Annotated in this window: 14 protein-coding genes and 1 tRNA gene; 3 read left to right on the forward strand and 12 right to left on the reverse strand. The window is 66.5% G+C overall.

The window, feature by feature from the left end:
* Positions 1-129 precede the first annotated feature (129 nt).
* Positions 130-1371 carry a D-amino acid dehydrogenase gene (locus WDX12_RS08985; RefSeq protein WP_434724627.1) on the forward strand — a complete coding sequence of 414 codons (1242 nt, stop codon included), beginning with the start codon at positions 130-132 and terminating at the stop codon, positions 1369-1371.
* Between the two features lie 97 nt (positions 1372-1468).
* Positions 1469-2218, forward strand: a complete 750-nt coding sequence (locus WDX12_RS08990; protein ID WP_434725597.1) for a maleate cis-trans isomerase family protein — start codon at positions 1469-1471, stop codon at positions 2216-2218.
* A gap of 253 nt (positions 2219-2471) precedes the next feature.
* Here WDX12_RS08990 and WDX12_RS08995 read toward each other — a convergent pair whose 3' ends face one another.
* Positions 2472-2597: a DUF1778 domain-containing protein gene (locus WDX12_RS08995; protein ID WP_320293787.1), complete on the reverse strand. Its 126-nt coding sequence runs from the start codon at positions 2595-2597 to the stop codon at positions 2472-2474.
* Between the two features lie 145 nt (positions 2598-2742).
* On the opposite strand from WDX12_RS08995, the gene WDX12_RS09000 reads away from it, so the two are divergent.
* Positions 2743-2919 (forward strand): hypothetical protein, encoded by a 177-nt coding sequence (locus WDX12_RS09000; protein ID WP_434724628.1) that lies wholly within the window; start codon positions 2743-2745, stop codon positions 2917-2919.
* A gap of 36 nt (positions 2920-2955) precedes the next feature.
* Here WDX12_RS09000 and WDX12_RS09005 read toward each other — a convergent pair whose 3' ends face one another.
* The 11 genes from WDX12_RS09005 to WDX12_RS09055 form a co-directional block, all read right to left on the reverse strand.
* Positions 2956-3261 (reverse strand): UBP-type zinc finger domain-containing protein, encoded by a 306-nt coding sequence (locus tag WDX12_RS09005; protein ID WP_140681002.1) that lies wholly within the window; start codon positions 3259-3261, stop codon positions 2956-2958.
* Positions 3261-4934 (reverse strand): FAD-dependent oxidoreductase, encoded by a 1674-nt coding sequence (locus WDX12_RS09010; RefSeq protein ID WP_434724629.1) that lies wholly within the window; start codon positions 4932-4934, stop codon positions 3261-3263. The genes WDX12_RS09005 and WDX12_RS09010 overlap by 1 nt, the downstream gene beginning before the upstream one ends.
* 407 nt (positions 4935-5341) lie before the next feature.
* Positions 5342-5426 (reverse strand) — tRNA-Leu (locus tag WDX12_RS09015).
* 192 nt (positions 5427-5618) lie between these two features.
* On the reverse strand, positions 5619-6239 hold the full coding sequence (locus tag WDX12_RS09020; protein WP_320293790.1) for a 2,3-bisphosphoglycerate-dependent phosphoglycerate mutase: 621 nt from the start codon (positions 6237-6239) through the stop codon (positions 5619-5621).
* 77 nt (positions 6240-6316) lie between these two features.
* Positions 6317-7138, reverse strand: coding sequence for a 4-hydroxy-tetrahydrodipicolinate reductase (dapB, locus tag WDX12_RS09025; protein ID WP_434724630.1), 822 nt, complete (start codon positions 7136-7138; stop codon positions 6317-6319).
* On the reverse strand, positions 7135-9006 hold the full coding sequence (locus tag WDX12_RS09030) for an ABC transporter ATP-binding protein (protein ID WP_434724631.1): 1872 nt from the start codon (positions 9004-9006) through the stop codon (positions 7135-7137). The genes dapB and WDX12_RS09030 overlap by 4 nt, the downstream gene beginning before the upstream one ends.
* Positions 9007-9198: 192 nt before the next feature.
* Positions 9199-10218, reverse strand: a complete 1020-nt coding sequence (locus WDX12_RS09035) for a glucokinase (protein WP_434724632.1) — start codon at positions 10216-10218, stop codon at positions 9199-9201.
* Between the two features lie 89 nt (positions 10219-10307).
* Complete coding sequence (gene mepA / locus WDX12_RS09040) at positions 10308-11390, reverse strand: penicillin-insensitive murein endopeptidase (RefSeq protein ID WP_434724633.1); 1083 nt, start codon at positions 11388-11390, stop codon at positions 10308-10310.
* Positions 11391-11542: 152 nt separating this feature from the next.
* The gene (locus tag WDX12_RS09045) at positions 11543-12445 is read right to left on the reverse strand and encodes an SDR family oxidoreductase (protein ID WP_434724634.1); all 903 of its coding nucleotides are present in this window, start codon (positions 12443-12445) and stop codon (positions 11543-11545) included.
* Between the two features lie 13 nt (positions 12446-12458).
* Complete coding sequence (gene queG / locus WDX12_RS09050) at positions 12459-13610, reverse strand: tRNA epoxyqueuosine(34) reductase QueG (protein WP_434724635.1); 1152 nt, start codon at positions 13608-13610, stop codon at positions 12459-12461.
* Positions 13591-14283 carry a glutathione S-transferase family protein gene (locus WDX12_RS09055; RefSeq protein ID WP_320293796.1) on the reverse strand — a complete coding sequence of 231 codons (693 nt, stop codon included), beginning with the start codon at positions 14281-14283 and terminating at the stop codon, positions 13591-13593. Before WDX12_RS09055 ends, queG begins: the two co-directional genes overlap by 20 nt.
* Positions 14284-14442 lie beyond the last annotated feature (159 nt).

Consider the following 14442-nt stretch of genomic DNA (forward strand, 5'->3'; position numbering starts at 1 on the left):
GTTCGATGCGCCATTTGCGATCGTCCTGCCGACGAGCGGCGCTGTCCCGCCGACATCTCCGCATGTGTGCCATTGCACACTGCAGTCCACCCTCTAAACTGCCCCCAACTTGCGATCTCCGGAGGCGCCATGCGCGTGATCGTGTTGGGTGGCGGCGTGGTCGGCGTCACCACCGCCTATCAGCTGCAGAAGGACGGGCACGAGGTCGTCATCCTCGAGCGCCAGCAACAGGTCGCCGCCGAGACCAGCTGGGGCAATGCCGGCATGATCGCGCCGGGGCATTCCTTCGTCTGGTCGTCGCCCAGGGCGCCAATGATCCTGCTTAAATCGCTGGTGTTGAAGGATCAGGCGCTGCGCTTCAGGCTCTCGGCCGATCCCCGGCTCTACAGCTGGTCGTGGCTGTTCCTGATGGAATGCACGGCGCAGAAGGCCCGACGCAACACGCTGCTCAAGCATCGCCTCGCCGTCTACTCGCAATCGATCCTGCACGAGGTCGTCGCCGATGAGGCGATCGACTACGACCGCAACGATCGCGGCATCCTCTATTTCTACCGCAGCCAGCAGGCGCTCGACAAAGGCGTCGAGCATATGCGGCTGCTCGAATCCGACGGCCAGCTGATCAAGGTGCTCGCCCGCGACGCCATCGTCGCGCTCGATCCGTCGCTGGCCTCCGCACGTGAAAAGATCGCCGGCGGCATCCATTGCCCGACCGACGAGACCGGCGACCCGGCGAAATTCACCCGGGCGCTTGCCGCCAAGGTGGTCGAGCGCGGCGGCGAGATCCGCACCGGCACCACCATCACCGGCATCGAGACGTCCGGCGACGGCGTCGCGCAGGTGATGACCGACAAGGGCGGGGTCAAGGGCGACGCCTATGTGCTGGCGCTCGGCTCCTACAGCCCGCTGATAGCCAAGACGGTCGGCATCAGCCTGCCGATCTATCCGATCAAGGGCTATTCGCTGACCATTCCTGTCGGCAATCGCCCGGCGCCGCCGACCATCGCGGCCATCGACGAGCACAATCTGGTCGCCGTGTCGCGCTTCGGCGACCGGCTGCGCGTCACCGCCACCGCCGAGTTCGCCGGCTACGACACCAGCCACAAGCCAGCCGATTTCGCCTTCATGAAGGGCGTGACCGAGGAGCTTTATCCCGAAGGCGCCGATTACGACCGCGCCGAAATGTGGGCGGGTCTCCGGCCGATGACGCCCAACAACCTGCCCGAGTTCGGCCAGCGGCGCCTGCGCAACCTCTATTTCAACACCGGGCACGGCCATATCGGCTGGACCATGTCGCACGGCTCGGCCCGCATCACCGCCGACCTGATCGCCGGCCGCAAGCCGGCGATCTCGATGGACGGACTTTTGAACTGAGAACATGATCCCGACGGGGTCGACCAGGAAAGGGAATGCCATGTCTGTCAGCGCGGCTGCCACCCGCCCTCAATCTTCGGGGCCTGTCGATTTGGGCGTGCTTCCATCCGAGATCGACGGCGGCCTCGCCTCGCGCGCGGCGATCGGGCTCGCGATCCTCGCCACCGACCAGACGCTGGAGCATGAGTTCCGTGCGCTGGTGCGCATTCCGGGCGTCGCCTTCTACGAGGCGCGCCTCTTCAACGACAACGACATCACGCCGGAAACACTGCGCGCCATGGGCCCACGCATCGCGCCGACCGTCGACCTCATCCTGCCCAGCATCCCGCTCGACGTCGTCGGTTTCGGCTGCACCTCGGCGACCATGACGCTCGGCGAGGAAGCCGTCTTCGCCGAGATCAGGAAGGCGCGGCCGGGCGTCGCCTGCACCACGCCGGTCACCGGCGCCTTGGCCGCCTTCAAGGCGCTCGGCGTCAAGGGCATCGGCCTGCTGACCCCTTACGCGCCCGAGATCAACCAGGGCCTTGTCCGCTATTTCACCGGACGCGACCTCGACATATCAGCCGTCGCCACCTTCGACCGGCGCGACGACCGCGAGGCGGCCCGCATCTCGCTCGCCTCGATCGAAGCGGCCGCCGAACGCATGGCGAAAGTCTCGGGGGTGGAGGCGATCTTCATCTCCTGCACCAGCCTGCGCGTCGCCGAGGCGGTGGCGGAGCTGGAGCGGCGCATCGGCGTTCCCGTCACCTCCTCGAACCACGCCATGGCCTGGCACTGCCTGCGCCTCGCCGGCATCGACGACGTCGTGCCGGCGGGTGGGAGGCTGTTCGCGCTGCCGGCTGTTTGATCGGCGGAGGCGGACTTTCAGGGGGATAGGAAGCGCATCCAGCGGGTCATCCCATAGGGCGCTCCCCTCTCCGTCTCGGCTTCGCCGAGCCACCTCTCCCCGCCTTTTGGCGGGGCGAGGAACCCAGGCTTGCGGAGACGCGGCCTTGGCGATTGGCGTTCCTCGCCCCCGCAAAGCGGGGGAGAGGTGTCCGCGCAGCGGACGGAGAGGGGGCTGCGCTGCCATGGGCGATTGATCTCGGCAGCCGCAGACGTCACTTACTCTCCCATGGCTGCGGGGTGTTCATGAGTCTGGACAGCTTCTCGTTGGATTGGGCCGGCGCATCGAGCAGAGCCAGGAATTCCGCATAGACCTCGAGCGGAACCTCGATACGGTTCATCAATGTCTCCCTGGAGGGAGGCTCGTCCTTACGATCGTTTTTCATGATCTCACAATAACAGATCGCCGCCCGTTAACCGAATCGGAAGGAGATGTTTAACGCTTCGTCTCTATGTCCCTCCCTGGGAGGCGCAGACAGAGCGAGCATGATGAAGGACGAAAAGCGAAACGAATGGCGTGCCATCTTCTACGTGCAGGCGCGCGTCGCCATCCTGTTTGTGCCGGTCGTGCTCAGCCTTCTCTTGATCGGCATCCTTGCCGGCAATGAGCGCAAATCCGTGCCCGACGCCGTCGATCCGACCGTGACGAGCTCGGTGCGCTAAACCGGACGCTTGGCCGCGCCGGCTTGCCCTGCACGCTCAAACAAACTTTGGGATAGGCCCGTTCTGCGGCGTGGTATCACCCTCGAGGTCGACAAAAACCTCGTCGACGAAGCACCAGCCCCAGCCTTCCGGCGGGTCGTAGCCTTCGATGATCGGATGCTGCGTGGCATGGAAATGCTTTGTCGCGTGGCGGTTGGGCGAGTCGTCGCAGCAGCCGACATGGCCGCAGGTCCGGCAGAGCCGCAGATGCACCCACCAGGACCCGCTCTTCAGGCATTCCTCGCAGCCGAGCGCGCTCGGCGTGACCTTTTTGATGTCCTTGGTATGCCTGCATTCGTCCATCACGCTCTCCTCGCCGGTTCATCGTTTCGCGCCAGATAGGCATGCAGCGCCGCGACCACCTGCGCGCCTTCGCCGACCGCTGCCGCGACGCGTTTGGTCGAGCCGCAGCGCACGTCGCCAATGGCGAACACGCCGCTTCGGCTCGTCTCCATCAGCCCGTGCCCCGGTGTGGTGTCCGGTCCGGTACGCACGAAACCCTTGGCGTCCAGCGCCACGTTGCAATTCGCCAGCCAGTCGGTGTTCGGATCGGCGCCGATGAACAGGAAGAGGTGATGGATGGCGCGCGTCGTCTCTTCACCGGTCGCCCGGTTGCGCCAGCGCAGCCGCTCGAGATTGCCTTCGCTGCCGTCCAGCGCCGCGACCTCGGTCTCGGTCAGCACCTCGATGTTGGGCTGCGCCGCGATGCGCTCGACAAGATAGCGCGACATGGTGGCGTCGAGGCTGTCGCGGCGCGCCAGCAGCGTCACCTTGCGCACCTGGCTCGCCAGATAGACGGCCGCCTGTCCGGCCGAATTGCCGGCGCCGACCAGCGCCACCTCCTGGTCCTGGCAAAGCCTGGCCTCGATCGGCGAGGCCCAGTAATGCACCGAGGTTCCCTCGAACTGCGCCAGGTTGGCGATGTCGAGGCGGCGGTAGCGCGCGCCGCTGGCGATCACCACCGCGCGCGAGCGCACCGTTTCTCCATCGCCGATGGAGAGCCTGTAGCGGGCGCCGTCGCCGGCGTCGTCGAGCAGCTTTGCCTCGTCGGGGATGACCATCTCGACGCCGAATTTCTGCGCCTGGTTATAGGCGCGCGCCATCAGCGCCATGCCGGTGATGCCGGTCGGGAAGCCGAGATAGTTCTCGATGCGAGCCGAGGCGCCCGCCTGGCCGCCGAAGGCGCGGCAATCGAGCACGATGGTCGACAGCCCTTCCGAGGCGGCATAGACCGCCGCAGCCAGCCCCGCCGGTCCGGCGCCGACGATCGCCACGTCATAGACCTTATCGGCATCGATCGGCCGCAGCAGCCCGACGCAGCGGGCAAGCTCGGTCTCGCCCGGATTGTGCATGAGCTTGCCGTTCGGGCAGAGCACGATCGGCAGATGGTGCGGATCGACATGGAACCGCTCGATCAGCGTTTTCGCGCAAGGGTCGGTGTCGGAATCGAGCGCCCGGTGCGGCAGCCCGCTGCGCCGCAGAAACCCTTGCAGTCGCAGCACGTCGCCATTGCCGGGCGGGCCGATGACGACCGGCCCGCCGGCGCCGCTTTCGAGCAGGCCGACGCGGCGCAGGATCAGCGCCCGCATGATGCGCTCGCCGAGGTTCGCCTCCTGCACCATCAGGTCGCGCAGCCGCTGCGAGGGGATGACGATGGCCTCGACCGGCGAGGCCGCCTCGGCATTGACCAGTGACGGCCGGTTCGACAACTGCGCCAGCTCGCCGACGAAATTGCCCGCGCCATAGCTGATGATCGGCTCGCGCGGCCCGATCCCTCCGGCCTGGGTGATGTCGACCTTGCCCGACAGGATGAGGATCACGCCTGGCGAAACCGCACCAGCCGTGACGATATGATCGCCGGCGGCATAGGCGCGCGCCTCGCCGAAGCGGCGCATGCGCTCGATATCCGCGTCGGTCAGGATGGGAAACATCTGGTCGCGGCGCGCGGCAATGGTCGGGCTGACGGAAGGGGCCATGGGCGGACCGTAGCGTCCGGGGCGGCGGGTTTGAAGCGGTTTGTTGGGGGACTGGCCGGAAGGGGAGGTGGATGGCGGCGCCCATCCGGTCGTCATCCACGGGCGGAGCAAGGAGCGTAGCGACGCGGCGCAGACCCGAGGATCCATGCCGTGACCTTGGCCTTGTCGTGCCACGGAGCAGAATTCTGGAATGCCGCAACGCTTCGACGTCACGGCATGGATCCCAGGGTCTCCGCGACGGAGCTTCGCTCCTGCTTCGCCCTAGGATGACGAAGCTCAGAGGCTACGGCCAATCGAACGTCGTAAATCTGGGAAGCGCTATCCCGTTGGCAGTCGGGATGAATGGCGACCCCTTCGCTCTTGGAACTTCGGGATGGCCTGCCATCCGAAGCTCGAAGAGCGAAGGATGGTGCCCAGAAGAGGACTCGAACCTCCACTCCTTGCGGAACACGGACCTGAACCGTGCGCGTCTACCAATTCCGCCATCTGGGCTGGTGGGCGCTCATGTAAGCGGGCAAACGATATGTGTCAACGCGCTTTTTTTCACCGGCGGCGATGCTGGATAGCCGGGGCTCCGGTTCTGGCTTTGAGCCCCGGACGAGTTAATTGCGGAAGCTGGCGCTGCCCCTCATCCGCCTGCCGGCACCTTCTCCCCGTATAGTGACGGGGAGAAGGAGGCTTGCCTCACCCCTCGAGCACGTCCTTCGACGCCACGGTGGAATCGGCGTTGAGCTTGTAGATGACCGGCACGCCGGTGCCGAGCTCGAGCTTGACGATCTCCTCGCCGCTCTTGCCGTCCAGCGCCATGATCAGCGCGCGCAGCGAATTGCCGTGCGCGGCGACCAGCACGGTCTCGCCGCGCAGCACATGCGGCTGCACATCGTGCAGGTAATAGGGCCACACCCGCGCGCCGGTGTCTTTCAGGCTTTCGCCGCCGGGCGGCGCGATGTCGTAGGAGCGGCGCCAGATATGCACCTGCTCCTCGCCCCATTTCTTGCGCGCGTCGTCCTTGTTGAGGCCGGAGAGGTCGCCATAGTCGCGCTCGTTGAGCGCCTGGTCGCGGATCGTCTTGAGATCGCTCTGGCCGACGACGTCGAGGATGTGCTGGCAGGTCACCTGGGCCCGCTTCAGCGCCGAGGTGTAGGCGATGTCGAATTTCAGGCCGCGCGCCTTGAGCTTTTCGCCGGCGGCCAGCGCCTCGGCGGTGCCTTGCTCAGTCAGGTCGACGTCGCGCCAGCCGGTGAACAGGTTCTTCAGGTTCCATTCGCTCTGGCCGTGGCGCACGAGCACGAGAGTTCCCGACATGTCAGCTCCTCTAGGGGTTGGGCAATTCCAACGGTTTCGTCCGGAACTGCCTAAGAAGGAAATACTTCAGGCTTGTGTCAGGAAAGTCCGAGCACATCCCGCATGGAATAGAGGCCCGGCTTCTTCGCGCGCGCCCAGAGTGCCGCCTTGACCGCGCCGCGGGCAAAGATCGCCCGGTCCTCGGCATGGTGGGAAAGCGTGATGCGCTCGCCGGTGCCGGCAAGGATCACGCTGTGGTCGCCGACCACCGAGCCGCCGCGCAGCGCCGCGAAGCCGATGGAGCCGGTCTTGCGCACGCCGGTGTGGCCGTCGCGCACCCGCACGCTGTTGTCCGCAAGATCGATCCCACGTCCCTTCGCCGCCGCTTCGCCGAGCAGCAGCGCCGTGCCGGACGGCGCGTCGACCTTGTGCCGGTGATGCATCTCAAGGATCTCGATGTCGAAATCCTCCGGGTCGAGCGCCTTGGCGGCCTGCTCGACGAGCACGGCAAGCAGGTTGACGCCGAGGCTCATATTGCCGGATTTGACGATCGTGGCATGGCGCGCGGCGGCGCCGATCCTGGCATTGTCGTCGGCCGAGCAGCCGGTGGTGCCGATGACATGGACGATGCGCGCCTGCGCCGCATAGCCGGCGAATTCGACGCTCGCGCCTGGAGCCGTGAAATCGAGCACGCCGTCGGCCTTGGCGAAGGCTGGCAGCGGATCGTCGACGATCGGCACGTTGATGATGCCGATGCCGGCAAGCTCGCCGGCATCTTTGCCGAGATGGGCCGAGTCCGGCCGCTCGATCGCGGCGGCGACGCGCGCGCCGGGCATGGTGTGGATGGCGCGGATCAGCGTCTGGCCCATGCGGCCGGCGGCGCCCACCACCACCAGGCCCATATCGCCGGCTTCACTCATGCGCTTCTCCTGACGGTCTTCTTGGCGCGGCTGCGCGGCGCCGGAGTTTGGCCCGAAGTTTGGCTTGCCTTGACGTCGTCGACAAGCCCCAGCCCCTTCTTGCCCTGGATCCGGTGGAAACGGGCATAGACGCTGTGCGGATCGGCCATCAGCGAGGCATGCGTGCCTTCCTCGACCAGCCGGCCCTCCTCCAGCACGATGATGTGGTCGGCATTGACCACCGTCGAAAGCCGGTGCGCGATCACGAGGGTGGTGCGCCCTTCCATCACATGGGTCAGCGCTTCCTGGACGCGCGCCTCTGCCTCGTTGTCGAGCGCCGAGGTCGCCTCGTCGAGCAGCAGGATCGGCGCCTGGCGCACGATGGCGCGCGCGATCGAGACGCGCTGGCGCTGGCCGCCGGAAAGGGTCGAGCCGCCTTCGCCGACCGGCGTGTCGTAGCCTTCTGGCTGCTGGCGGATGAACTCGTCGGCCGCCGCCTGTTTCGCCGCCTGCTCGATCTCGGCATCGGTGGCCGACAGCCGGCCGTAGCGGATATTGTCGCGGATCGTGCCTTCGAAGAGATAAGGCGCCTGCGCCACATAGGCGATCGATTGGCGCAGCGAATGCTTGGTCACCTTGGCGATATCCTGACCATCGACCTCGATCGAGCCCCTGTCGACGTCGTAGAAGCGCTGCAGCAGCGCCACCATCGTCGACTTGCCGGCGCCCGAGGCGCCGACCACCGCCGTCACCTTGCCGGCGGCGGCGGTAAAGCTCAGGTCCCGCAGCACCGGCGTGTCGGCGTTGTAGCCGAAGGTCACATTGTTGAAGCGCACCTCGCCGGTGGTGACCTTCGCCTCGACGGCGTCGGGGGCGTCACCCTGCTTCGGCTCGAGGTCGAGCAACTCGTAGATCATGCGCGCGTTGACCAGGGCGCGTTCCATGCCGACCTGCGTGCGCGCCAGGCGTCTTGCCGGGTCGTAGGCCAGGATCAGCGCGGTGATGAAGGAAAACACCGCGCCCGGCGGCTGCCCGAGCACCAGCGCCCGATAGCCGGAATAGGCGAGCACGGCGGTAACGGCAAGGCCGCCGAGGATTTCGGAAATCGGCGACAGCCGCTCCGCGACGCGGGCGATCTTGTTGTTACGCTGCTCGGCCGTGTCGGCCATGATGCCGATGCGGCGCGCCAGCTCGTCCTCCAGGGTGAAGGCCTTGACGATGGCGATGCCTTGCGTGGCCTCCTGCACCGACCCGTTCAGCCGTGAGTTGATCAGCACGGATTCCCGGTTGATCTTGCGCAGGCGGCGGGTGATGTAGATGACGGCCCAGATCAACGGCGGCCCGATCAGCAGCGAGCTGAGCGACAACACCGGATCCTGGTAGATCATCACGCCGACGAGGGCGACGAGCGAGACCGCGTCGCGGCTGATGGAGGTCAGCGTCAGCGACAAGAGGTCGCGAATGCCGCCGACATTCTCGTTCACCTGCGCCGCCAGCCGGCCGGAACGGGTCTCGTTGAAGAAGTTGACGCCGAGCTTCATCAGATGGTCGAAGCTGCGCTTCTGGTAGCGGGCGACCAGGTTGTTGCCGATCCTGGCCAGCGCCACCGCCTGGCCATAGCCGGCGAAGCCGCGCAGCACGGAGGCGCCCATGAAACCGGCGCAGATCCAGACGATCATGTCGCTGCGCCGTTCGTAGAAGATCTGGTTGATCATCGGGGCCATGATCCACGCCGTGAAGGCGGTGGTGCCGGAAACGATCAGCAGGCATACGACGGCGACGACATAGGTCCAGCGATATTCCTTGCCGTTTTCGGCCAGGATGCGGCGCAGCACCGCACTGACCTCGGTGGGCTGGACTTTCAGTTTGAGGGAACTTTGAACAGTCAAATCAGGGGCGCTTCGTGGTTTTCCGCGTGCAGGATGGGCCGCATTTCGGCATCCTCTTAGAGCAATTCCAGGAAAAGTGTGAGCGGTTTTCCGTCCGGAATTGCGTCAAAACAAAGGGATAGCCCCGGCTACGGCTTGCCTATGGCAAAACTTCGTCGCGGCGGCCGATCGCTACCCCCAAAGCCGGCGCGATCACGCCCGCCAGTGGCGTCCCGCCGTGTTCACGCCGAACAGCGACGGCGTCCTGGCATAGGCGGCAAGCCCGAGCAGCGCCGCCAGCGGATGGGTGATGACATAGACCGGCATTTCGCGCATCAGCGCGCTGTGCGGCGCCTTGTCCTCGAAGGCGGCGCGGAAATTGCCCGCTTTCAGCGCCGGCACGATCTTTTGCGCGATGCCGCCCGTCAGGAACACGCCGCCGCGGCCCATGAACACCAGCGCCAGGTCGCCCGCGGTGCGGCCGAGGCAGGTGACGAAGAGCGTCAGCGCTTCTTCAGCCACCGGATCGGATTTCGAAAGTGCGGCCGCAGTGACCTCGGCCGGCGTCGTCAAAGGCGTCGGCTTGCCGTCGGTCTTGGCCACGGCCCGATAGACGTTGACCAGCCCGCGTCCGCACAGGATCTGCTCGCCCGAGATGCGGCCTTCGAGCTTGTCGATATGCGGGAACACCTCGAAGTCGCGCGGCGTGCGCGGGCCGATGTCCATATGCCCGCCCTCGCCCGGCACCGGGATCCAGTGGTTGAGCGCATAGATCAGCCCGGCGACACCAAGACCCGTTCCGGGGCCGAGCACGACCCGGCTCGCATTGGGCTCCGGCGTGCCGCCGCCGATCTTTTCCATATGCTCCTCGCCGAGCGCCACCACGGCCAGCGCCTGCGCCTCGAAATCGTTGAGCACGACGACCTCGCCCAGGCCCAGATTGGCGAACATCTGCCGGGGCTTCACCACCCAGGGGCAGTTGGTGAGCGGGATCTCGTCGCCGTCGACCGGCCCGGCGATCGCCAGCACCGCCGAATTCGGCTGGATGGACGAGCGGTCGAGCACCGCCGCCTGGATCGCCTCGTCGATGGTCTTGAAATTGGCGGTCTGGACGATCTGCGGCTCGGTCGCTTCCGAATTGGCGTCGCGCACGATCGAGAAGCGCGCATTGGTGCCGCCAATATCGCCGATCAGGACCGGGAACCGCAGCCCCGTCTCGTTCTCGCCTGACATGCTCTTGATCGTCCTCGTTGCGGCGCCACTGCGCCGTTTCAATCGATTGACTAGCGCATGGCCCCGGAAAGGGGAAGCCCGCTTGCGCGTCAGTTCCCGGGCCGTGGGCGCGGCAGCGGGATGCCGATCTTTGGCGTCGGCGCGAAGGCGCTCGCCGCCGACGGCATCGCGGCGTTGCCGCTGGAGATCGTTTCCGCCGGCTCGCTCGGCTGCGGCTCGGCCACGGCCACCGCGGCGGCGCTGCCGCCATGATAGGTCACCGCCTCCAGCGAGGGCGCGTCCGGCGCATTGACAACATCCAGGCACTGCTTGGGCAGATTGGCCATCGTCATCAGGTCGCGCGCCTTGGGCGCGTCCGGGTTCTTGTTCGGCCGCCAGGGCTCCTCGGTGAACCACCAGGCCAGCGGCTTGCCGCAGCCATCGTCGTCCGGCGTCGTCTCCTGTGCCTTGCAGAAGGGCGAGCCCGGCTGGCAGCCGATGCGCATATGGAAATGATAGTCGTGGCCCCAGAACGGCCGGACCTTGCGCAGCCAGGAGCGGTCGCCAGTAACGGTGTCGCAGAGCTTCTTCTTGATGCCCGGATTGACCAGGATGCGCTCGACCTCCGGATAGCTTGCCGCGCGCTTGAGCAGCCTGGTGTGGGCCGGCGTCCACAGCGCGTCCTTCACCAGATGCGTCTTCTCGTCGACCATCAGCGTCGCGCTCATCGATTCGCGCTGCGCCATGCTCAGCGGCCGCTTCGGCATCGGCGTCAGCCAGATGTCGGCGTCGAGACCGATCTGGTGCGAGGCGTGGCCGGTCATCATCGGGCCGCCACGCGGTTGCGAGACGTCGCCGACCAGAAGGCCCGGCCAGCCATCGGCCTGGGCGTCGCGCGCCAGTTTTTCGATCAGCGCGATCATGGCCGGATGGCCCCAGCGTCGATTGCGCGACGGGCGCATCACTTCCCAGCCCGGACCCTCCATCGGCAGCGCCACGCCGCCGGTGAAGCAGCCTTTCGAATAGAAGCCGAAGGATTGGGCGGGCGCCACGGCCGGCAGTTTTCGCGCGCCGAACAGGTCCTTCGCTCGGGGTTCGGCCGAGATGGCGACAGCCGCCAGCGCGGCCAGCGTCACCAGCGCCAGGGCTGCGGTCAGGAACGGTTTGCGGTCAGGCAGAGATCGCAAATTCATCAGGCTGGGGCCCCTCTCCAGTCTATCCGTTTTGCCGCGCGGTCAGGCGAACCTGATCGGGAACGAATCATACCACGCCGCGCGTCCCGCATCGATCATGCGGCTCCAATCGAGGAAGGATGATGCCGAAAACCGCTTCACATTTTTCGGCATCATCCTCTCATCGGGCTGCGCGGCGCGCCGTCCCGCCAGTTGCCGCCGGCCCACATCCGCTCCAGCGCCACCCGGTAGTTCGGGAACCGGAAGCGATAGCCGGCCGCCTTGATCGCCTGATTCGCGACGCGCTTGTTCTCGCCATAGAAAGACCGCGCCATGGGCGAAAGTTGGGCGGTCTCGAAAGGAATTTCGGGCGGCGGTGTGAGGCCCATCAGCCCGGCGGCATAGGTAACGACGTCCTGCGGCGGCGCCGGCTCGTCGTCGGTGACGTTGAAGATGCCGCCGAGATTGTTTCCAGCCAGAAGCCAAAGCGCGCCTGCGATGTCGTCGCAATGGATGCGGTTGAACACTTGTTCCGGCTTGACCAGCCGCCGTGCCGTTCCGTCCTCGAGATTGGTGAGCGCGTTGCGGCCCGGCCCGTAGATCCCGGAAAGCCGCAGGATCGCCACCGGTTTGCCGATCTCGCGGCCAAGCGTCAGCCATTCCTGTTCGGCCGCCACCCGCATCACCGAGCGCTTCGACACCGGCCGGCAGTCGCTGGTCTCGTCCACCCAGGCGCCGCCATGGTCGCCATAGACGCCGACGGTCGAGAGATAGCCGATCCACTCAAGCGCCGGCATCTTTCTTCGCAGCGCATCGCCGGCGGCGTTGAGCACCGGGTCGCCGGCCTCGTCGGGAGCGACCGAGACGATGAGATGCGTGGTCTTGGCGAGCGCATCGCCGAGCTCGGGCGGCAGCGCGCCGTCGAATTGCAGCGGTTCGATGCCGGCCGATCGCAGCGCCTCGAACTTTTCCGGCGCCCGGGTCGTGCCGGAGATCGGCTCGTGGTGCGCGTTGGCCCGCGCGAAAGCCCTGGCCGAATAGCCGGCGCCGAAGATGAAGAAGCGTCTTTCGCTCATCGATGAACCTCCTTCAATCGGCCTTTGCCGGATGTGCCGGTGCCGCCAGCCATTCCTCGCGGACCACCGCGTCCATCTCGGACTTCGAGGCTGTGGCGGCAAGCTCGCCAAATTCGCGGTCCGAGAGCAGTCGCGACAGGGCCCAGATTGCCGCACCCCGCACCAGTGGCGCGGCGTCGCCGAGCAGACCGCGCACAATGGCGGCCAGCGACGCATCGCCGGAATTGCCGGCGGCGATCAGCACGTTGCGGATGAAACGGTCCCGGCCGATGCGCTTGACCGGCGAGCCCGAGAAGAAAGCGCGGAATGCCGGATCGTCGAGCGCGAGCAGCTGCGAAAGCGACGGCTCGCGCAAATCGGCGCGCGCGGCAAGCTTCGCCTCGGAAGCAGCACTTGCGAACTTGTTCCACGGACAGGCGGCCAGGCAGTCGTCGCAGCCATAGATGCGGTTGCCGATCGCCTCGCGGAACTCGCGTGGGATCGGCCCCTTGTTCTCGATGGTCAGGTAGGAGATGCAGCGCCGCGCGTCGAGCCGGTAGGGCGCCGGGAAAGCGTCCGTTGGGCAGGCGTCCAGGCAGGCGCGGCAGGAGCCGCAATGATCGATCTCGGCCTGGTCCGGCTCCAGCTCGGCCGTGGTGAAGATCGTGCCGAGGAACAGCCACGAGCCATGCGCGCGGCTGACCAGGTTGGTGTGCTTGCCCTGCCAGCCGAGCCCGGCCGCTTCCGCCAGCGGCTTCTCCATCACCGGCGCGGTATCGACGAACACCCTCACGTCGCCGCCTGCCTTGGCCACGATCTTGCCGGCGATCTCCTTCAGCCGGCCTTTCATCACATCGTGATAGTCGCGGTTTTGCGCATAGACCGAGATCGCCCCGCGGTCGGGCTTGGCGAGGATATCGCGCGGGTCGCGGTCCGGGCCGTAATTCATGGCGAGCACGATGATCGAGCGGACTTCCGGCCACAGCGTCGAGGGCTCGGCGCGCCGCTGAAGCGTCTCGGCGATCCAGTCCATCGAGCCGTGGAAACCGTCGGATACGAATTCGGCGAGCCTTGCCGGCGCCAGCGGGATCGCATCCGGCCGGGTCACGGCGACGGCCTCGAAGCCGGCGCGGCGCGCCTCCGCCTCGATCAGCGCGCGTAAGGTTTCAGAAATCGAGGTCCGCATAATGCGATACCGGCGACAAGCCGCGCACCCGGTCGGAGAGCAGCGGCCGGAATGACGGCCGCGATTTCACCCGCGTGTACCATTCGCGCGCGGCCGCATGTTCGCGCCAGTCGATCTCGCCCAGATAATCGAGCACCGACAGCGTCGCCGCCGCCGCGAGGTCGGCATAGGTCACCTTGCTGCCGGCCAGCCAATGGCGGGTGCCGGCCAGCCAGTTGGTGTATTTCATGTGCTGGCGGATGTTGGCGCGCGCGGCGCGGATCGCCGCCGAATCCGGCGAGCCGCCGCCGGCAGTTTCCGGCATGACCGGCTTCAGCACGCGCTCGCGCACCAGGTGCCGGGTGACCTCGCTTTCGGCCTTGCTGAGATACCAGTCGGTCAGCCGACGAATCTCGGCGCGCTGCATCGGGTCCTCGGCGAACAGCCGCTTGTCGCGCTTCAGCACCCCGCGCGTCTCGTCGAGATATTCGGCGATTACCATGGCGCCGACGATCGGCACGTCGCCTTCGGCCAGCAGGATCGGCAGCGTTCCGGCCGGGTTCAGCGCCAGAAACTCCTTGCGCCGCGTCCACGGCTTTTCCTCGATCAGCGCCAGCTCCTCGCCATACTCGCCGAAGGCGAGGCGGACGAACCGGCAGGTGGCGAACATGGGATGATGGAAAAGCGTCAGCATGGTTCCGCGATGATAGGGCGCACTGGCGAATCGCTAACGGCGCCGGTAAGTCTTGGCCGCCCGATTCCAGGGACTGTCATGGTGTTGCGACCTATAGGGGGACTTCCGCCCCATGACAAGCAAACCCTTCCCTTAGCCGTCATTCGAACCGAGAGGTTG

This window comes from Mesorhizobium sp. RIZ17 (assembly GCF_051127865.1).
Classification (GTDB): Bacteria; Pseudomonadota; Alphaproteobacteria; order Rhizobiales; family Rhizobiaceae; genus Mesorhizobium; species Mesorhizobium humile.